Genomic DNA, 18,182 nt, shown 5'->3' on the forward strand with positions numbered 1-18,182 from the left:
ACGGGACATCCTATGGAGCAACGGGTCATCACCCTGTTTCACGAAAGTATTGAGGCCACCATGCAGACCGGTGAAAGCCTCGCCCCACAGATTGTTCATGCCAGTGAAGTCATGGTCGAGGCACTGCTCAATGGCCACAAGATCCTCACCTGCGGCAATGGCGTCTCCGCCGCCCAGGCACAGATCCTCACCAGCAGTCTGGTGCACCGCTTCGAACAGGAGCGCCCGAGTCTGCCGGCGCTGAACCTGGGCGCCGATATGATCACCCAGACCGCCATTGCCGCCGACGGCGGCGGTAATGACATCTACGCCAAACCCTTGAGAGCCCTCGGGCAGGACGGGGATGTGTTGGTTCTGATCACCAGTACCGGTAATGCCGGCAGCCTGCTGCAGGCCATCAGTGCCGCCCACGATCGAAACATCCGGGTGATTGCGCTGACGGGGGGCGAAGGCGGCGACGCCGCGGCTCTGCTCGATCACCGGGATATCGAACTGCGCGCCGCCCTCCCCTCGGCCATTCGGATTCACGAAGTGCACCTGCTGACAATTTTCTGTTTGTGTGATTTGATTGATCAGCACCTGTTCGGAGGATTTCACTGATGGCTCGTCTGCGTTGTTCATGGTTGCCACCGGTTCTGTTTGCCGGACTGCTGTCGATGCTGGGCGGTTGCACCACTATCGTCGATGCCACCACCAGTGAACCCATACAACTGAACCCCGGAAAACGCTCGCTGGGCATGCGCATTGACGACTCCCAGATCGAGACCATCGCCAGCGTCAACATCAACAAGGCGCATAAGCGCCTGGACGAATCGCCCATTGATGTGCACAGCTACAACGCCGTGGTATTGCTGGTGGGTCAGGTGCCCACCGCCGAACTGCGCAGTCTGGCAGGCCAGACCGTGGACGCCATCCACAGCGTCCGGCAGGTACACAATGAACTGGAAGTCGATGCCCCCCTATCCTTCATGACCCGAACCAATGACAACTGGCTGACCACCAAGGTCAAAACCAAACTGTATGCCAGTCGTGATGTGGAAGGCGGTCGCATCAAAGTCATTACCGAAAACGCCAGTGTCTACCTGATGGGTCTTGTATCGCGGGCCGAAGCCGATAGAATCACGGATATCGTCCGCAATACCGGCGGCGTGGAACGGGTCGTACGCGTGTTTGAATACATCGACTGAGGCGCCGACTCCTCCGGCCCCTGAATAATAACAACCCACTGTAAAAGGACCCGCTTTATGGACATTTCAACCATCGTCGTTCTGGTACTGATCGGTGCACTGGTGTTCTACCTGGTCAGTGTTTACAACCGTCTGGTAGCACTGAAAAACCGATTTCAGAATGCTTTTGCCCAGATTGAAGTCCAGCTCAAACGCCGCTATGACCTGATTCCCAACCTGGTCGAGACGGCCAAAGCCTATCTCAGCCATGAACGAGAGACACTGGAGGCCGTCACCCAGGCACGTAACCAGGCTCTGGCCGGCCTGAATGCCGCCCGCAGTGCGCCCGGTGATCCGCAGGCCATGGCCCAACTCGGCGGGGCCGAGAACACCCTGATGGGCGCCCTCGGTCGACTCAACATGGTGATGGAAGCCTACCCCGACCTGAAGGCCTCCCAGAACATGATGCAACTCAATGAAGAGCTCACCAGCACCGAGAACAAAGTCGCGTTCGCCCGTCAGGCGTTCAACGATTCGGTCATGACCTACAACACCTATAAACAGAGCTTCCCACCCGTCATTCTGGCCAGACACCTCGGCCACCGGGAGGATGCCGCGTTACTGGAATTTGAAGACAGCGAAGCCATTCAGGCCGCCCCGAAAGTCTCGTTCAAATAAACGTCGACTGAACCGGCATGGACTTTTTTGAACACCAGGCGCTGGCCCGTCGCAACACTCGACGCCTGGTTGCGTTAATGACGCTGGCTGTCGTGACAATCATTGCCCTCACCACCCTGGTGTTTGTGGTGGCCAGCGTCGGTTTGCCGTCTGCGCAGACGGCAAGTGGTGGCGGCTACTGGCGACAACTGTTCGAGCAGGTGGGTTGGCGGCCCCTCGCCTGGATCTCCCTCCTGGTCGGCCTGCTGGTTCTGGCGGGCAGTGGCTTTAAATGGTTTCAGTTGCGCGCCGGCGGGCAGGCGGTTGCCGAGGCCCTGGGAGGACAACTGATTCCCGGCAACAGCACCGAGCTGCCGCGGCGCCAACTGCTGAACATTGTCGAAGAAATGGCGATCGCCTCCGGCACACCGGTTCCTCCGGTGTACGAATTGAATGAACCCGGCATCAATGCGTTCGCGGCCGGGCACGGTCCCCATGACGCGGTCATCGGTGTCACCCGCGGCGCCATGGAACAGCTTTCCCGGGATGAACTGCAAGGGGTGATCGCCCACGAATTCAGTCACATATTACACGGCGATATGCGCCTGAACCTGCGGCTGGTGGCCCTACTGAACGGTCTGCTACTGATCGGCCTGCTCGGCCGTATTCTGACGCGAAGTGGTGCGCACCGGGGTGTCCGTCGCCGCTCAAACCAGGGCAATGTCGCGTTGATCGGTCTTGGACTGATCATTCTCGGCGCCATCGGCACCTTCTTTGGTAACTGGATCAAGGCGGCCGTCAGTCGCCAGCGGGAATTTCTGGCGGACGCCTCGGCCGTTCAATACACCCGAAACCCCGAAGGGATTGGCGGAGCACTGATCAAAATCGGCCATCACACCGAGGGCGCACGACTGTCGGCCAGCGATGCCAGCGAGTTCAGCCATATGTACTTCGAGGAAGGCGTCAAGGCCGGGTTGAGCGGCCTCATGGCCACCCACCCGCCGCTGGAAGAGCGAATCCGTCGCGTATTGCCGGGCTGGCAGGGGGATTTCACACCACTGAGTCAACCGGGCGATACGTCTTCGAGCGATAGGCCGGATACCGACTCATCGACCAGTCCCGGAGAGACCGCCCACGCCATGGTAGCCACTCTCGCGGCGGCCGGCAGTGCCGGAACTCAAACGGACGACATCACCCCGAAGGCGCTCCAGCAGGCAGAGGCGACTCTGAATGCACTTCCGGAGCGCCTGCGCGCCGCGGCGCGAGACCCATTCAGCGCTCGGGGCGTTCTCTGGGGCTTGATGCTGAATACCGACCCGAGCTTGAGGGATCCGGAATGGCAATCCCTCACTGAGCAATTGCCGGGAACCGAACTGAACGACCTGCGCCCGATCATCGTTCAAGCCGCCGCATTACCGGACGGGTTGCGACTGCCGGCCATTGAGCTGGCACTGCCGTCGTTGAATCAATTGTCTCTGCAGCAACGCCGGGACTTTCTCGCCATGGTTGATCGTCTGGCGCGGGCCGACCGACGGATACAACTGAGCGAGTGGATTGTCTACCGGCTGGCACACACCCATCTGGTGTCACCGACACCTCGACGACAGCGTCTCAAGCTTGCGTATTGCCACACGGACGCACGGCTTCTGCTGTCCGTCGCCGCATGGGCCGGTCGCACCCGGCCCGCCGAGGCATACGAGGCTGGCGCCTCGGGCATCGGCCTGAAAAGTCCCTTGCTACCCGCCGACGAGATCGGCTTTGCCGAACTCGACGCGGCGCTGGATCGATTACGGCAACTGCGCCCGCTGGAAAAACCCGGGTTACTCAAAGCACTGCGCGAATGCCTGTTGCAGGATAAGCGGGTCACACCACGGGAAGCCGAACTCTATCGCGCCGTCGCCGACGCCCTGGATTGCCCGACCCCACCACTCGAACCCTGACTTATCGAGCCATGGCCCGCGGTCAACACCAGTGCCCGGTTAAATCTTCACCCGCCAAGGGTTATAATGCCCCTTTCGCCCACCAACCATTGAGGTAGACACCTTGCAACTGGATCAAGCGACACAGGAACAACTGCGCCAGTGGGAAACCGAACTGGCCGACGAGTACCAACGCATCGTCAACCAGAAGCTCAACCTGGATCTGACCCGAGGAAAACCCTCTCCGGAACAACTGAGCCTGTCCGATGCGCTGGATGGCATTCTCAAAGGTGACTACAAAGCCGCCGACGGCACCGATACACGCAACTACGGTGGTCTGGATGGACTGCCCGAAGCCAAACAACTGGGCGCCAACCTGATGGGCGTCGAACCCGATGATGTTCTGGTCGGTGGCAACAGCAGCCTGACCCTGATGTTCCAGGTCATGCTGACCGCCCACCAGTTCGGCCTGACCGGCCCGGACAGCGCCTGGAAAAACGAAGGCAACGTGAAGTTTCTCTGTCCGGTGCCCGGCTACGACCGTCACCACACGGTCTGCGAGCAACTCGGCATTGAGATGATTGCCGTTCCCATGACCGATGCCGGTCCGGATATGGACGAGGTAGAAGCTCTGGTCAAGGATGATCCGCGCATCAAGGGCATGTGGTGCGTCCCGAAGTACTCCAACCCGACCGGCGTGGTATACAGCGATGAAACCGTTGAGCGTATTGCCGCTCTGGGTAAAGTCGCCGGCCCGAATTTCCGGGTATTCTGGGACAACGCCTACGCTGTGCACGACCTGGTCGACAACCCGCCGGAACTGGCCTGTGTGATGAAAGCCTGCGCCCAGCACGGTACCGAGGACTCGGTCATTCAGTTTGCGTCGACCTCAAAGATCACCCATGCCGGTGCCGGGGTCGCGTTCGTCAACGCCAGCCCCGCCAACCTGAAAGGGTTCAAGCAGTTTCTGGGGACCTGCACCATCGGTCCGGACAAGGTCAACCAGATTCGTCACAGCCGCTTCCTGCCCAATCGGGACGCTCTGATGAAGCACATGCAGGGTCATGCCGAACTGCTCAAACCCCGCTTTGCGGCCGTTCTGGATGCGCTGAACGAGGCCTTTTCGGACAGTGACCTGGGCGACTGGCAGGAGCCCAAAGGTGGTTATTTTGTCTCTTTTGACACCCGTCCCGGCTGCGCCCAGGACACGGTTCGTCTGGCCGCCGAGGCGGGGGTCAAACTGACACCGGCGGGCGCCACCTTCCCCTACGGTCAGGATCCAGAGGATCGCAATATCCGCATTGCGCCCTCCGTTCCCAGCGTTGAGGAAGTCAAAGGGGCGATGAAGGTGTTTGTGGTCTGCGTCAAATTGGCCTCGGTGCGCAAGCAGCTTGCCAGCTAGACAGGAGAAGGCGTCCCTTTGTGGACGCCAGTTCCCTCAAACACACCGGTAAGCAATACACGGGCATAAAAAAACCACCGACAAGTCGGTGGTTTTTTTATGCCCGGAGAAACGGGGCCTTAACGGGCGCGCATTTCTTCCGGCATGGGTACCAGAACGACACCCGGTGCATTGGCCGCTCGGGCCGCGTCCGCTACCGCCACGTAAACCTCAGCATCAGAGCGCTCGTGAGCGCGAATGATGACGGTGGCGTCCGGCAGTTCGGCACGCATCCGCTCGATATTGGAGCGAATTGCCCGGGTATCCACACGGCGGTTTTCCATCCATATCTGGTTATCCTGACGGATATCTACCACGATATTGGGATCCGCATCTTCCGGTGGCGGCTGGTCATTCTCTTCAGGAACATTGGTGTCGAGGCCGATCTCCTTGACGAACGACGCCGTCACAATGAAGAAGATCAGCATGATGAACACCACGTCCAGCATGGGGGTCAAATCGATATCGTTACTATCATCACCGCTACGGCTCTTCTTTCTTCTCACCGCACTTACTCCCGTTCTTATCTGAAATCACTGGGTGTCTGAAATCACTGGGCGCCCTGGAGCCCCCCAGAAACAGACCCGAATACTAACAGCTTTTACCGCTGCATGACCATCGCTTTCTTGTCGCTGTGACCGATTGAACGCCTGCCAACGACCTTTTTGACCCCGGCTCAAGAGGTCAAAACGGCACAAAATGCGCCTAAGAGAATAAATCAAGCTGATAAAATGCCTGATCTTCCCGCAAATCCACAAAACGCACTCCCACCCCAAGCAGCCGGACCGGCCGATCACCGCGAACAAAGGCTTCTTCACACAATGTTCGGTAGGCGGCCAGATTGACATCCGTACCGGCCCGCTCAAGGGTTGTAGAGCTGAAGTCCTCAAACTTCAGCTTTACGAACCGTTTGACCACCCGGTAGTCGCCATCGACTCTGCGCAGCCGCAGGGCCAGCGATTGCAGCAGCCCCGGCAATTGACCCAGGCAGTGGTCAAGATCGGGCAGATCCTGGGCGAAGGTGTGCTCCACACTGAGCGATTTGCGACGGCGGCTTACGGTCACCGCCCGATCGTCACGTCCATGACAAAGGTGATGCAAACGCACACCAAAGGCGCCGAAGCGCTCGCTGAGCTCAAACACGTCGTAGGCCTGCAGGTCGCCACAGGTGGCTACGCCCATCTGAGCCAACCGCTGTGCCGTGGCCCGCCCGACGCCCGGCACCCGCTCGACGGGCAACGCCCGAACAAACTCCGCCACCTGCTCCGGAGGTACCACGTACAGCCCGTCGGGCTTGCGCCAGTCGCTGGCCACCTTGGCCAAAAACTTGTTGGGCGCGACCCCGGCGGAGATGGTAATGCCGAGTGCCTCGCGAACCCGATGACGAATCGCCTCGGCAATCCGGGTGGCACTACCCTGGCAGTGCTCGCTATCGGTCACATCCAGATAGGCCTCATCCAGCGACAAAGGTTCCACTCGCTCGGAAAAATCGTAAAACACATGGCGCATTTGCAGCGACGCTTCCCGATACGCCTCCATCCGGTGTGGCACAATCAGAAGATCCGGACACAAGCGCTTGGCATAGGCCGACGCCATCGCCGAACGAACACCATACCGACGCGCTTCATAATTACAGGTGGAGATGACACCGCGCCGATCCGAACTGCCTCCCACCGCAATCGGACGATGCCGGAGACTCGGATCGTCGCGCATCTCGATCGCGGCAAAAAAACAGTCCGCATCACAGTGAATAATTTTACGCACGCAGCGTGCTCCGAACTCGAATCATACCTGTGATTATATACAGAAAAGACATTCAAAGATAACGCCTGCACCAGAACGACGAGGCGCAGGCAAACTTGTCGGACTCCCCGTAAACTGTCCGTGTTATACCCAATACCGGTTATCGACGAGCCGAAAAACGGCTTTTTTTCCGAAAAAGCGGTTTATTTTGCTGATTTCGCAATAAAAAACTTGAATTTTTACCACAAAGTTTTAACTTATCACCTGTTTGTATTTTGCTTTTGATTCATCCTTCATTTTTTCTTCCAAAACAATAAGGGAAGCAAACCATGGCTGCACGCAAATCCAAGTCCGTTGACGCTGTTGCGCAATTGGAAAAAGAGCTCGCTCAGATCAAAGCCCAACTGAGCAAAGCACGCACTCAACAGGAAACCGATGCCCAGAAAACCGTAACAGCACTGACCAAGGAAGCCACCAAAGCGGCGACCAAGGTAAAGTCGGCCCGCGCCAAACTGGCGGCCGCTCGCAAGAAGAAAACGCCGGCAGCGGCCAAGCAGGCTGAAGCCGCCCAAGCCGCAGTGAACACCGCAAAAGCAGCCCACGACACGGTCAAGGCCGATTTGGCCGCTGCCAAACAGACACTGGCCGAGATCAAAGCCGCCAACAAGCTGGCCAATGAACACGACAAGGCGGTAGCCAAAGCCGAAGCCGCCATGGCGAAGGTTCAGCAGGCCGCCGCTCGCAAAGAAGCCGCACGAGCCAAAGCAGCCGCCAAGAAAGCAGCCGCCAAAGCCAAAGCGAAGGCCAAAAAAGAAGCAGTTCGAGCCCGCGCAGCGGCCAAAAAACTGGCAGCTCGCCAGAAAGTAGCGGCCAAGAAAGCAGCCGCCAAGGCCAAAGCGAAAGCCAAAAAGGCCGCGGCTAAAGCGAAAGCCGCCACCAAAAAGACCACCGCCAAGAAAAAAGCGGCAACCAAGAAGCCAGCGACCAAGAAAACCGCTGCGCGTAAGAGCACTGCCAAGAAGGCCGCCACCAAGAAAACCGGCACCCGGAAAGCAGCGGCCAAAAAAACCACCGCTAAAAAAGCAGCGGCGAAAAAGGCCGGCGCCCGCCGTGGCCGCCCTGCCAAGGCAACCCCTAGCGCCTAAGCCTTAGCGCTTATGGCGGTTCCACAAAAAAGGGTCCTCAGGGACCCTTTTTTGTGTCTGATCAATTTTTCTGGTCCCTTCGCGCTTTGATATCCAGCTCTAATTCCCCTTGATCATCCTGGCGACAGTGCGCCCGATAAAACAGCGCTTCGCCATAATAGCTCTCTGCATCGAAGTCGATCACATAGGTGAGCGGCGGATGGCTATCCAGGTTTGGCTCCTGCCCCAACTCGGGCTCAGGTCGCGTGCTGGTCAGCCATTCCAGCGCCTGCATGCCGCCCACTCGCTGTTCCAGTGCCGCGACACACTCCTTCCAGAACGCCTCCCGCCGGGCAAACTCATCCTCCCACCACTGCAACCACTGTTGGCGCTCCCGCTCGGTCTGTTGCTTTTGCGCTTTCAGTGCAGCGAGCTCTCGGGCCTTCTCTTGTCGTTCCCGCTCACGCTGCTGAGCCAGCTCATACTCTTCCCGCAGTTGCTCGAAGGACACCAGGCCACCGGGGCGGGTGTCATCCACCTTCATCAAGCTGGGACCGTCGACCATCAGGCTGAAAGTCTGGCCCGATGGATTGCGGCACTTGAGGGTAAAGACCGGATGCTCGAGTGTGCTCCGCCCTAGATGACTGGTGCCCTCCAGCAGCTCTTCACAGCCCGGGGATTCCTCCACCAGGCGCGCAGCATCATACAGACGGGGAAGATGTCGTAGGTAGGATTTGGGCAGCCACAGCTGTTCCAGCTCGACCGACTGGACCGGAGCCGCCGCACTCAGACACAGGCACACCGCCAGGCGGGCGCTAAGGTGTGGGTAATTGATCCTGGGCAATCTTGGCATAGACATAGGCGGCCAACAGCAGGCGGCGATCTTCATCCGCCTCAATGAATTCCAGCCCGTACACCACCGGGGTGTTCTGTTTCAGCTCCTGGGTGCTGCGCTCAACCCGCGAGCGTATGACCGCTTCAAGACGCAGGTCGCGATAGAGGCCCGCCACTTCAACCTGAGCGGTAATCGATACTTTATCCCCGATGTCACCGAGAACGCGATCCAGCTCAAGGCGTGCGCCCGACAGACTGATATCCACCACACGGGCTTCCACCTCGGAGGCCTCGAGACTGCTCTGGTTAAGCACGACAACCGGCAAGTCTATTTCCACACGGGTGGACTGCCGAATGCCTTTGAAACCGACTTCTTCGGGGTAATCCAGGTGCAACAGTGGGTAAGGATCGGTCGCCTGACTTTCCACGGAGCAGGTGAAAACCCCGACGCCGTTCGCCACCATCATCCGGGCCACGACCTTCTGCCCCGGACGCAACCGCAGAAAACGACCATTCACCCGGGGCACAGACAACAACAGAGCCCGCCCAGGCATGGCACCCACAAAACGGCACGGATAGCGCTCGGACATCCCGGTACTGGTTTCCACCTGGACTTGAAGCGGATAGCCCGGTCGAAGTTTCAAATCGTCAAAGGTCATGGCGGCCCTGAACACATAGCAATCGGACCCGGCACACAGTAGCCGGGCGCAGCAGAACCTTCATCATAGCAAATTTGAGAGCCCACTAACGACGCGCCGCCCCAAATTCTCCGTTCCATTCCAACAACAGGCGCGCCAGCGATTGTGCCTGGGCGTGCAGGGCTGCGAGTTCATCGCGGGTATCCTTGGGGCCGGTGTACAGTTTGATCTGCCGATGGCGATTGGCAAAGCTGTGCTGCGGATTCTGGGCCCGGTACACTTCAAGCTTCCAGCGCAGGCTGTGTACCGTGTTGCGATAGTAAGCCAGCTTGGTGGCCAGGGTAATCGGCCGGTTGGACTCCAGGTCGGCGAATTCCCCAAAGTCGGAAGCCAGCACGACCACTTGCCGGCACCCCGGCGACGCAATGAGCGTCGCAGTACGTTCATGGCCTATCAACATGGCCAGATCGCCGAAAACTTCGCCCGGTGTGATCTGATTGATGGACGGGCCCTCCACCTGTTCATTGGGGTAAACGTCCAACTGCCCTCTCAACAGAAAATACAACCACTGATCCCTCTCTCCCCGCTGCAGAACCTGTTCACCGGGCTCGTAGTAGGCGATATGAGCCTGATCCAGCAGAATTTCGAACTGCCAGTTGTCCTGCTGTTTAACGGTTTTGTAAAAAGGAATGGTGAGCAACCAACGTTCAACGGTATCTCGGGGAAATTTGTTGAGAGGTTTTATTTCCATAGTTGCCAAGTACTCAGCCCCGGAGCGGTCAGTAGTTTGTTTATTATTCCCCCGGACCGGCTCCACCGCCCACAGGGGTTGCTCTGCATCATAGCCTTGTCCATCGACTTCTGACAACCGCCCGAGCGCCGTGGTGAGAAATCTGCACGGTTATGACACAAAGGAATAGACCGCGCTCATTTCCGCCCAAATTCGTCCGATCCACACTGCCCATCGGGCCGACATTTTATTGTATGATAGCTGGCTGACGCCCGACGAAGTGCGGAATTACGGGACGCACATAATAATGATGTGAATTGGGATTCGCTTATGTTCAAAGCCTCAGTTATTTCTGTCTTGCTCGCGTTCGCCTCATACCTCGCCCCCTCGGCAATGGCGGCGTCAAGCCTGAACGGCCTGGCGTCCCATCAGGAACTGGGCAATGAAATGTTCATTGGTGCACTCTATCTTGAATCCAGAACTGATAGTGCCAATACGGCCCTCAATAGCCCTGGCGCCAAGCGCATGGAGCTGCGTATCACGGCCGACAATGGCATTCCCTCCCGGCGCTTCAGCCGGATGTGGATTGAGGGGGTCTCCATTAACAATAGCGGTAGCGCCCTGACGGAACAGGCCGACAATATGGTGGCGTTTTCCAACCTGTTCCGGGGACGATTGCGCCAGAATGACATTGTCACCATTGAGCTCAACCCCGGCACCGGCGTCGAAGTGGGACTGAATGGAGTTGAGCTCGGCGTCATTGAGGATGAAACCTTTTTCAACCTGCTGGCTCGCGCCTGGGTGGGCAATGTACCGCTGTCGTCGACCTTTCGGGACAACCTGCTGTCTCCCAACGAGATTTCCGGCGACCTGCAGTCGCGTTTCGAGGCGATCGAGCCCTCAGCCGCACGGATCGAAAGAGTGGCCCAGTGGAACCAACCGGAACCTGAGCCTGAGCCCGCGCCGACGCCCGAGACCGAAACCAGTGCACCGCCGGTCACGGCAACCGCCCCTCTGGTTACCGCTCTGGACATGCCCAAAGCGTCTCTGGAGCCAGAACCCGAGCCGGAACCGGCACCGGAACCCGAGCCTCAGCCCGAACCGGAGCCTGAGCCGGAACCCGAGCCTGCGGTGGTCGCAGAAGAAGAGGAGGAAGATGATGAGCCCCGGCTGACTGCCGAGTCGCTGCGTGCCCAGCAATTGTACTTCTCCAACCTGATGCGCAGTATTCTGCAAAATACCAGTTATCCACGACGCGCCCTTCAGCGCGGTCAGGAAGGCGAAATTCGGGTGGCGGTGGTCATCAATCGCACCGGTGATATCCAGAGTATGAATATGCTCGAAGAGTCGGAGTACTCCCTACTCAATCGGGAAGCCGAGCGCGCCATTCGGGCAGCCGCCCCGTTCCCGGACGTGCCCGAGGCCATTCGCGGAGAGGTGTACGAATTCTCGGTACCCTTTACCTTCGTCGTCCCTGAATAGCCCTAGCGGAATAAACGGCTGTACCCCGATACGAAAACGGCGCCCCTACAGGCGCCGTTTTCGCGTTCAGGCCCCTGACCTGATCAATGCTCCCGCGTTGCCCGAAGCTTCACCTCCGGGTAGCGCTCCTCGGTAAGGGAGAGGTTGACCCGGGTTGGCGCCAGATAAGTGAGGTAGCCACCACCGTCCAGAGCGAGATTGTCCGCGCATTTGCGCTTGAACTCCTCCAGCTTTTTCGGATCCTCACACTCCGCCCAGCGCGCCGTCGCGACGTTGACCGGTTCGTAGATGGCTTCAACCTTGTACTCGTCTTTCAGGCGGTAGGCGACCACCTCAAACTGAAGCACCCCCACGGCGCCAACCACGATATCGTTGTTATTGAGCGGGAAAAACACCTGGGTGGACCCCTCTTCCGCCAGTTGCTGGAGGCCTTTCTGTAGCTGTTTGGTTTTGAGCGGGTCTTTCAGACGGATACGACGGAACAGCTCCGGTGCAAAGTGCGGGATTCCGGTAAACTTCAGCGGCTCCCCTTCCGTGAAGGTATCACCGATCTGAATGGTGCCGTGGTTGTGAAGACCAATAATATCACCTGCGATGGCTTCATCCACCGCGCTGCGATCGCCGGCCATGAAGGTCACTGCATCGGCAATCTTCACATCCTTACCCAGGCGCACGTGACGCATCTTCATCCCCTGACGGTAAGTGCCGGAGCAGATACGCATAAATGCAATTCGGTCCCGGTGTTTCGGGTCCATGTTCGCCTGAATTTTGAATACAAAACCCGACAGTTTCTCTTCGCTCGGCTGCACTTCCCGGTCATGGGTCATACGCGGCAATGGCTTGGGCGCCCAGTCCACAAAGTGGTCCAGCATCTCCCGCACTCCAAAGTTGCCCAATGCCGTCCCAAAAAACACCGGTGTCATACGCCCGGCCAGGTATTCCTCGGCATCAAATGGCGCGGTGGCACCGCGCACAAACTCGATCTGTTCGCGAATGTCTTCGGCATCATCGCCCAGCAGCTCGCTGGCCTCGGCGCTGTCCAGCCCCTGAATCCGGACATCGGCGGGAATCGTGTGGCCCTGGCCTTTTTCGTACACATGAATCGTGTCGGTGTACAGGTCATAGACACCCTTGAAATCGATCCCCATGCCCAGTGGCCAGTTGATTGGCGCTGCGGTGATATTCAATACCGACTCGATTTCATCCAACAGATCCACCGGGTCCCGGGCTTCGCGGTCCAGCTTGTTCACAAACGATAGGATCGGGGTGTCGCGCAACCGGCAGACGTCCATCAGTTTGATGGTACGATCTTCCACACCCTTGGCCCCATCCAGCACCATCAATACCGAATCCACGGCGGTGAGGGTGCGGTAGGTGTCTTCCGAAAAGTCTTCGTGACCGGGGGTATCGAGCAGATTGACAATGCGCTCCTTATAGGGGAACTGCATCACCGAGGAGGTGACGGAGATCCCGCGCTCCTGCTCCATGGTCATCCAGTCCGACTTGGCATGAGGCCCTCGTTTACCTTTGACCGAACCGGCCTGCTGAATCGCACTTCCGAACAGCAGCAGCTTCTCGGTGATGGTGGTTTTACCGGCGTCCGGGTGGGAAATGATGGCAAAGGTGCGCCGGCGCTGGATTTTCTCGGCAAAGCTGCCAGATGACATAGTCAATCGACCTCGGAGTTGCGCAAAAAACGCGCATCATACCGGAAATCCGGGTTGCTGGCAGCCGTGTGTCACGGCCAGCCGATGCGCCCTCAGAACGGAGAGTGCTTTTTAAGCTTGCGTTGCAGGGTACGCCGGTGCATGCCCAGCGCCCGGGCGGTGGAGGAAATATTGCCATCGTGCTCCAGCAGCACCCGTTGCAGGTGCTCCCACTCCAGCTCGGCGGGAGTGACGTAACGGCTCGGAGGCGACGTGACTCCCCCGGTGCCCGATGCGGCCAGCACTCGGAGCAGATTTGCCAGATCCACGGGCTTGGCCAGATAGTTGGTAGCCCCCCGTTTCATCGCTTCCACGGTGGTGGCAATGCTGGCATAACCGGTGAGTACCACCAGCTCACGGGGCTGGAAGCGCTGTTTCAGCCCCTCGATCAACGCCAATCCGGACCGTTCGCCCAACATCAGATCAAGCAGAATGGCGTCCAGAGGCTCAGGGTCGATCGCCAGTGCGTCCTCCGCACCGGCGCAGGTGGATACCTCATAGCCTTCGCGCTCCAGGCGGCGAGCCATCAGGTCGCGAAATAGCGCATCGTCGTCGATCAGCAACAGCTTACTCACCTTCAGAAAGCTCCTGAATGGGCAACTCCAACCGGGTTCGAGTGCTGTGTTCATCGCCGGACCAGTACACCCGCCCGCCAAACCGTTCCAGAGTGGCGTAGCTGACCAGCGCGCCCAGGCCAAACCCATCATCGCTGGGCAGACATTCGGCCCCCAGACGCGCCCGTTGTTCCGGCGTCAATGGCCGACCGGTGTTGTCGATGTCGAGTCGCCACAGTCCTGCCGAGCAGTAACCGCTCACCCGCACCGAGCCCCCCGCATCCAGGGCATTGTTGAGCAGGCTCAGGATGGCCGGCATCAGCGTGCGATCGGCGCGCACACCAGAGCCTGCCACCCCTTTCATCTCTCCCCACGCCACAGGCTCGCCGGGGCGGGTGATACTCAGCAATTGGCGTACCGACTGCAGCAGTTGATCCAGTGGCAACGCTTGCAGACGCCGCGCGCGGACATCCTCGGCAATCAGCCGCCAGTCAGCCAATAATCCCTGAATACGCTCCAACTGCCGGCGGATCAACTGGCGCTCGGCATCCGTCTCTTGACGGTCCGCGGGCGCCAGAGTGAGTTCCATTTCATCCAACAGCAAACCGATTGACTGAACCGGTGTCGCCATTTCGTGGGTCAACTGGGCGGCGGCGGTTCCCACCGCCAGGAGTTGTTCATCGCGTAACTGGGTTTCCCGCAGCCGCTGCAGATCCAGGTCCCGCAGGTGCAGTTGCCGGCGCAGATAGAGTAAGGTCAAAGCCAGCAGCAGGGCCGCAATCACAAAACCGGCCACCATGGCCTGAAAGTGTCCGCCCATGCCGTCGTGACCGAGGTGCGCATCGGACACCGCCACCAGTTGCACCAACTGCCCCGCAATACTCGCGATCAACAGCAGAGCCGCCCACCGCCAGGGCAGCAATAAAAACGCCAGCACCAGGGGAATCAACAACAGCGCGGCAAAGGGGTTGGTGGCGCCCCCGGTCAACCAGACCACCCCGTTCCAGAGCACAATATCGCATAGAAGATGGAGGCTGAGCCGCCGATGTTCGGCGCGGGGCCACGGCGAGTAAGCGACGAGCTGGACCGCCAGTGCAAAGCACCACAGACCCAGCCAGCCATCCACCGTCAGCGCGGTCCCGGACAGAACATCTTGACCGATGGGCACCAGCAATACGGCAATCAGAAGCCAGCGCGCCCACTGAAGATACTGCTCCGGGCTGCGTTCAGTGGGGGTCATGGCCCGCCTCCACCGAGACCAGCGCACGACGCCCACCTTCAGCCCGAACCTGCTGGACGTAACGACGCAGCCACTCCCAGGCCCAGAGCCCGACCAGGCAGTTCGCCAGCGCCGTGGCCATAAAGATGCCTTCCAGTCCCCAGATCCACTGGCCGAGAAAGGCCAGGGGCAGGAACACGTAGACCACCCGTCCCGCGGACAATGCCATCGCCGGCAGAGGGCGACCCAAGCCGTTAAAAGCGGCATTCACCGACATCACGATACCGTAGGCCCCGTAACTGAAGGGCACCACGGCCAGGTAGAAAGCAGCCACCCGCAAGACCTCAGCATGCTCACTGAACAGGCTTGCCAACAACCCGCCAAACAGCCACAGAAAGACCGCGATCAAGAGCCCAAACCCGAGGCAGAATAACGAGAGTACCTTTACCGCCTCATTCAGACGGTGGTGTTGACCGGCCCCGAAATTCTGCCCGAAGAACGGACCGATAACACCGGACAGCGCGTAAAACACGATCAACATCAACGGCTCGATGCGCATGGCCACTCCCAGCCCGGCCACCGCATCGGTCCCGTAGCGGGCGACCATGACCGTCACCACCGCACTGGCCAGCGGGACAATCACATTGGTGGCCATGGCGGGTACGCCGACATGCACAATGGTTTTCCAGGAGCGCATGAGCGCCTGCCAGGCCACCCAGGGATAGGTCAGCAGCCGAACCCGAATCGCGAGAATATAGAAGGCCACCAGAAAGGTCAGTAGGCGGGTAACCAGAGTCGCCAGTGCCGCCCCCTGAAGCTCCAATGCGGGAAAGCCCCACAGTCCGAAAATCAGCAGCGGGTCCAGCGCGGCATTGAACAGCGCCGCCGCGCTCATCAGGTAACCCTGGATGTGGCTCATGCCCAGGGCACGCAGGGCCGACAGGCAGACCATGGGCACCATCAGAAACGGCGCACTGATAAACCAGATGGACATGTAATCGCGAATCAGGGGCAAGAGATCGGGCGTGGCGCCCAGAAGGCTGAACAGCGGGTCCATCAACAGCCAGCCGAGCAGGCACATGCTGGCCGATACCAGAAAGGTCAGACTGATCGCGTCGGTGGCCAGGCGCCGTGCATAGCTGGCGTTCCCTTCACCGATGGCACGGGAGATGGCCGACGAAGACCCCGCGCCCAGGCCGATGCCCAGGCTGGTAATGATCATCACAATCGGGAAGGTAAAGCTCATCGCCGCCAGGGGCTGGTTGCCCAACTGCGCCACGTAGAAGGTATCCACCACGTTGAACGACATGGTGGCCAGCAACCCCCAGACCATGGGAATGGCCAGGGTCCGCAGCTGGCCGGCCACGGAACCTTCGGTGAGCGTTGCAGTAAGCGGTCGTGACATAAACCCCACGGCGGCAGGCGGATTCAAAGCGGGACAGTATACCTGAATGGCAACAATGGGCGGCACCGAACCTACCCGCAGACCGTAGGCGGATCGGTCCAACGCATCGGAGGGCAAAGCCCGCATCGGCCGTTACCCAAACGACGCCTACATACATCAAACGCCTATAATTGCCGCGCCAGAATCAACGCATCCTCCCGCCCCCGGGCGGTAGGATAATAATTCGGCCGCTGCCCCAGCTCAAAGAATTGCTCACGCTCATAGAACGCGATCGCGGAGTGATTGGACACCCGCACTTCCAGAAACACCATGCTGGCGAACGGCTTGACCTGCGCCAGCATCAGTTCCAGTAGCGCCTGCCCCACGCCCTGGCGCTGTCGATTCGGTGCGACCGCAATATTGAGCAGCTCGGCATCGCCCGCAGCCCAGGTCACGACCACAAACCCCACCAACTGCCCCTGATGCTCGGCGAGCCAGCAGTGATGACGACCGGTCAGGCAGTCGTCGTAACTGGAGCGTCGCCAGGGATGGCTCTGAACCTGCTTCTCAAGCGCCATGACGGCCTCGATATCGGCGGACGCCAAAGGTCGGAAAGCCAGCTCAAGCCCGGTGCCAGTGGTCACGGTGGAAGGCGAGGGGTGGGGAGTCAACGTCATGGTGGTCAAAGCGATCAGCTCGCGTGCACGTCCATTGGCAACCAGGGCTGCACTGCCGCCCAGAGCGGCCGTTTCAGATCCGGGTTGCGCAGTATTTCCAGCAGACTGGGCGCGACCAGCGTGGGTATATCGAACGGCGGCAGGGACAGCGACTGCCAGAGAACGTCACCGTATGGTTTGTCTTCGGGCAACAGGAAGCGCGCGGCCGACTCCCCCATCAGCAACAGATGACGCACCGGCCGATTGGTCAGCTCGGTTTCCAGCCAGGTACTCAGCTCCGCTCGGGCATCGTCGGCGGTCAGACGCACCGCTTTGTGCTTGACCAACGGCCAGGGCAGTACCTCTTCGCTGACCCGCTGCGTATCGTGGGGCGCCAGCGCCTGCAACAGGTTGCGCAGCAACCGGTCCGTGGGCATGGCCGCGCGGGGCTGGCGGGCATCCACCACCAGTATTGGCAAGGGCGAGCGCCAGATGCTGAGGGTAAAGGGCTCGATTCGCTCGGCGGGCGGCTCCGCCGCCGCGACTTTCTCTGGTTCCGGAGGCGCTTCCCGCCGTGTCGGCTTGGCCGGTTCGCGCATATCGTTCAGGAAATCCGCCACCGGCCGCGGCGCCTCAGCGGACGCCCGCTCGTTCGCAGGTTCCCGAGCCACCGCAGGCGCGGCTGGCTGCGGCTCGACCACAGGCAGCTCGCAGGCCGTGGGCATCGGCGCATGCGGCATCAGCCAGCGCGGAACGTACTGTTCCATGCCCAGGGCGTCCAGATAAGCCTGTCGCTGATATTCATTCATAAGAGAGGTCACAATGCCCGGCCAGATCAATCCGCCATTCTAGCAAACATCACCCATAATGTCGGGCCGCAACCCAACCTGAAGCCATCCCCTACATTCGGCCCCGAACCGACTTTTCGG

General features: G+C 59.7%; 18 protein-coding genes. 7 read left to right on the forward strand and 11 right to left on the reverse strand.

Annotated elements, in window-relative coordinates:
* The first annotated feature begins 12 nt into the window (after positions 1 to 12).
* The 5 genes from OOT55_RS08600 to OOT55_RS08620 all read left to right on the forward strand — a co-directional run bounded on the left by OOT55_RS08600 (position 13) and on the right by OOT55_RS08620 (position 5,144).
* Positions 13 to 600, forward strand: a complete 588-nt coding sequence (locus tag OOT55_RS08600; RefSeq protein ID WP_265368679.1) for an SIS domain-containing protein — start codon at positions 13 to 15, stop codon at positions 598 to 600.
* Positions 600 to 1,187 (forward strand): BON domain-containing protein, encoded by a 588-nt coding sequence (locus tag OOT55_RS08605; protein ID WP_265368680.1) that lies wholly within the window; start codon positions 600 to 602, stop codon positions 1,185 to 1,187. The genes OOT55_RS08600 and OOT55_RS08605 overlap by 1 nt, the downstream gene beginning before the upstream one ends.
* A gap of 57 nt (positions 1,188 to 1,244) precedes the next feature.
* A complete protein-coding gene (locus OOT55_RS08610; protein ID WP_265368681.1) occupies positions 1,245 to 1,844 on the forward strand; it encodes a LemA family protein in 600 nt (199 codons plus the stop codon).
* A 17-nt stretch (positions 1,845 to 1,861) separates the two neighbouring features.
* A complete protein-coding gene (locus OOT55_RS08615) occupies positions 1,862 to 3,763 on the forward strand; it encodes a M48 family metallopeptidase (RefSeq protein WP_265368682.1) in 1,902 nt (633 codons plus the stop codon).
* Between the two features lie 103 nt (positions 3,764 to 3,866).
* Positions 3,867 to 5,144, forward strand: a complete 1,278-nt coding sequence (locus OOT55_RS08620; protein ID WP_265368683.1) for an aminotransferase class I/II-fold pyridoxal phosphate-dependent enzyme — start codon at positions 3,867 to 3,869, stop codon at positions 5,142 to 5,144.
* 119 nt (positions 5,145 to 5,263) lie between these two features.
* Here OOT55_RS08620 and OOT55_RS08625 read toward each other — a convergent pair whose 3' ends face one another.
* Together OOT55_RS08625 and dinB are read right to left on the reverse strand one after the other, a co-directional pair.
* Positions 5,264 to 5,689: an ExbD/TolR family protein gene (locus tag OOT55_RS08625; protein ID WP_265368684.1), complete on the reverse strand. Its 426-nt coding sequence runs from the start codon at positions 5,687 to 5,689 to the stop codon at positions 5,264 to 5,266.
* A gap of 199 nt (positions 5,690 to 5,888) precedes the next feature.
* A complete protein-coding gene (gene dinB / locus OOT55_RS08630) occupies positions 5,889 to 6,947 on the reverse strand; it encodes a DNA polymerase IV (RefSeq protein ID WP_265368685.1) in 1,059 nt (352 codons plus the stop codon).
* A 308-nt stretch (positions 6,948 to 7,255) separates the two neighbouring features.
* On the opposite strand from dinB, the gene OOT55_RS08635 reads away from it, so the two are divergent.
* Positions 7,256 to 8,071 (forward strand): hypothetical protein, encoded by an 816-nt coding sequence (locus OOT55_RS08635; RefSeq protein WP_265368686.1) that lies wholly within the window; start codon positions 7,256 to 7,258, stop codon positions 8,069 to 8,071.
* 61 nt (positions 8,072 to 8,132) lie between these two features.
* Here the strand turns inward: OOT55_RS08635 and OOT55_RS08640 are convergent, their stop codons facing one another.
* The 3 genes from OOT55_RS08640 to OOT55_RS08650 form a co-directional block, all read right to left on the reverse strand.
* On the reverse strand, positions 8,133 to 8,909 hold the full coding sequence (locus OOT55_RS08640) for a hypothetical protein (RefSeq protein WP_265368687.1): 777 nt from the start codon (positions 8,907 to 8,909) through the stop codon (positions 8,133 to 8,135).
* Positions 8,866 to 9,543, reverse strand: coding sequence for a flagellar brake protein (locus OOT55_RS08645; protein WP_265368688.1), 678 nt, complete (start codon positions 9,541 to 9,543; stop codon positions 8,866 to 8,868). The genes OOT55_RS08640 and OOT55_RS08645 overlap by 44 nt, the downstream gene beginning before the upstream one ends.
* Positions 9,544 to 9,628: 85 nt before the next feature.
* Positions 9,629 to 10,273: a cyclic nucleotide-binding domain-containing protein gene (locus tag OOT55_RS08650; protein WP_265368689.1), complete on the reverse strand. Its 645-nt coding sequence runs from the start codon at positions 10,271 to 10,273 to the stop codon at positions 9,629 to 9,631.
* A 309-nt stretch (positions 10,274 to 10,582) separates the two neighbouring features.
* On the opposite strand from OOT55_RS08650, the gene OOT55_RS08655 reads away from it, so the two are divergent.
* Positions 10,583 to 11,734 (forward strand): TonB family protein, encoded by a 1,152-nt coding sequence (locus tag OOT55_RS08655; RefSeq protein ID WP_265368690.1) that lies wholly within the window; start codon positions 10,583 to 10,585, stop codon positions 11,732 to 11,734.
* Between the two features lie 83 nt (positions 11,735 to 11,817).
* Here the strand turns inward: OOT55_RS08655 and OOT55_RS08660 are convergent, their stop codons facing one another.
* The 6 genes from OOT55_RS08660 to OOT55_RS08685 form a co-directional block, all read right to left on the reverse strand.
* Positions 11,818 to 13,401 (reverse strand): peptide chain release factor 3, encoded by a 1,584-nt coding sequence (locus OOT55_RS08660; protein ID WP_265368691.1) that lies wholly within the window; start codon positions 13,399 to 13,401, stop codon positions 11,818 to 11,820.
* Between the two features lie 92 nt (positions 13,402 to 13,493).
* Positions 13,494 to 14,015, reverse strand: a complete 522-nt coding sequence (locus OOT55_RS08665; protein WP_265368692.1) for a response regulator transcription factor — start codon at positions 14,013 to 14,015, stop codon at positions 13,494 to 13,496.
* Positions 14,008 to 15,234 carry a sensor histidine kinase gene (locus tag OOT55_RS08670; protein ID WP_265368693.1) on the reverse strand — a complete coding sequence of 409 codons (1,227 nt, stop codon included), beginning with the start codon at positions 15,232 to 15,234 and terminating at the stop codon, positions 14,008 to 14,010. The genes OOT55_RS08665 and OOT55_RS08670 overlap by 8 nt, the downstream gene beginning before the upstream one ends.
* A complete protein-coding gene (locus OOT55_RS08675; RefSeq protein ID WP_265368694.1) occupies positions 15,221 to 16,618 on the reverse strand; it encodes an MATE family efflux transporter in 1,398 nt (465 codons plus the stop codon). The genes OOT55_RS08670 and OOT55_RS08675 overlap by 14 nt, the downstream gene beginning before the upstream one ends.
* A gap of 164 nt (positions 16,619 to 16,782) precedes the next feature.
* The gene (rimI, locus tag OOT55_RS08680) at positions 16,783 to 17,274 is read right to left on the reverse strand and encodes a ribosomal protein S18-alanine N-acetyltransferase (protein WP_265368695.1); all 492 of its coding nucleotides are present in this window, start codon (positions 17,272 to 17,274) and stop codon (positions 16,783 to 16,785) included.
* A gap of 14 nt (positions 17,275 to 17,288) precedes the next feature.
* Complete coding sequence (locus OOT55_RS08685) at positions 17,289 to 18,062, reverse strand: hypothetical protein (protein ID WP_265368696.1); 774 nt, start codon at positions 18,060 to 18,062, stop codon at positions 17,289 to 17,291.
* Between the last annotated feature and the right edge of the window lie 120 nt (positions 18,063 to 18,182).

The sequence above is a fragment of the Marinimicrobium sp. C6131 genome, assembly GCF_026153455.1.
Classification (GTDB): Bacteria; Pseudomonadota; Gammaproteobacteria; order Pseudomonadales; family Cellvibrionaceae; genus Marinimicrobium.

Excerpts from the sequence above, each read along its gene's own strand:
- OOT55_RS08605 (WP_265368680.1), top strand. The coding sequence starts at position 600 with ATGGCTCGTCTGCGTTGTTCATGGTTGCCACCGGTTCTGTTTGCCGGA.
- OOT55_RS08660 (WP_265368691.1), bottom strand. The coding sequence starts at position 13,401 with ATGTCATCTGGCAGCTTTGCCGAGAAAATCCAGCGCCGGCGCACCTTT.
- OOT55_RS08650 (WP_265368689.1), bottom strand. The coding sequence starts at position 10,273 with ATGGAAATAAAACCTCTCAACAAATTTCCCCGAGATACCGTTGAACGT.
- OOT55_RS08645 (WP_265368688.1), bottom strand. The coding sequence starts at position 9,543 with ATGACCTTTGACGATTTGAAACTTCGACCGGGCTATCCGCTTCAAGTC.
- OOT55_RS08670 (WP_265368693.1), bottom strand. The coding sequence starts at position 15,234 with ATGACCCCCACTGAACGCAGCCCGGAGCAGTATCTTCAGTGGGCGCGC.
- OOT55_RS08615 (WP_265368682.1), top strand. The coding sequence starts at position 1,862 with ATGGACTTTTTTGAACACCAGGCGCTGGCCCGTCGCAACACTCGACGC.
- OOT55_RS08675 (WP_265368694.1), bottom strand. The coding sequence starts at position 16,618 with ATGTCACGACCGCTTACTGCAACGCTCACCGAAGGTTCCGTGGCCGGC.
- OOT55_RS08610 (WP_265368681.1), top strand. The coding sequence starts at position 1,245 with ATGGACATTTCAACCATCGTCGTTCTGGTACTGATCGGTGCACTGGTG.
- OOT55_RS08685 (WP_265368696.1), bottom strand. The coding sequence starts at position 18,062 with ATGAATGAATATCAGCGACAGGCTTATCTGGACGCCCTGGGCATGGAA.
- OOT55_RS08640 (WP_265368687.1), bottom strand. The coding sequence starts at position 8,909 with ATGTCTATGCCAAGATTGCCCAGGATCAATTACCCACACCTTAGCGCC.
- rimI (WP_265368695.1), bottom strand. The coding sequence starts at position 17,274 with ATGACGTTGACTCCCCACCCCTCGCCTTCCACCGTGACCACTGGCACC.
- OOT55_RS08655 (WP_265368690.1), top strand. The coding sequence starts at position 10,583 with ATGTTCAAAGCCTCAGTTATTTCTGTCTTGCTCGCGTTCGCCTCATAC.
- OOT55_RS08635 (WP_265368686.1), top strand. The coding sequence starts at position 7,256 with ATGGCTGCACGCAAATCCAAGTCCGTTGACGCTGTTGCGCAATTGGAA.
- OOT55_RS08600 (WP_265368679.1), top strand. The coding sequence starts at position 13 with ATGGAGCAACGGGTCATCACCCTGTTTCACGAAAGTATTGAGGCCACC.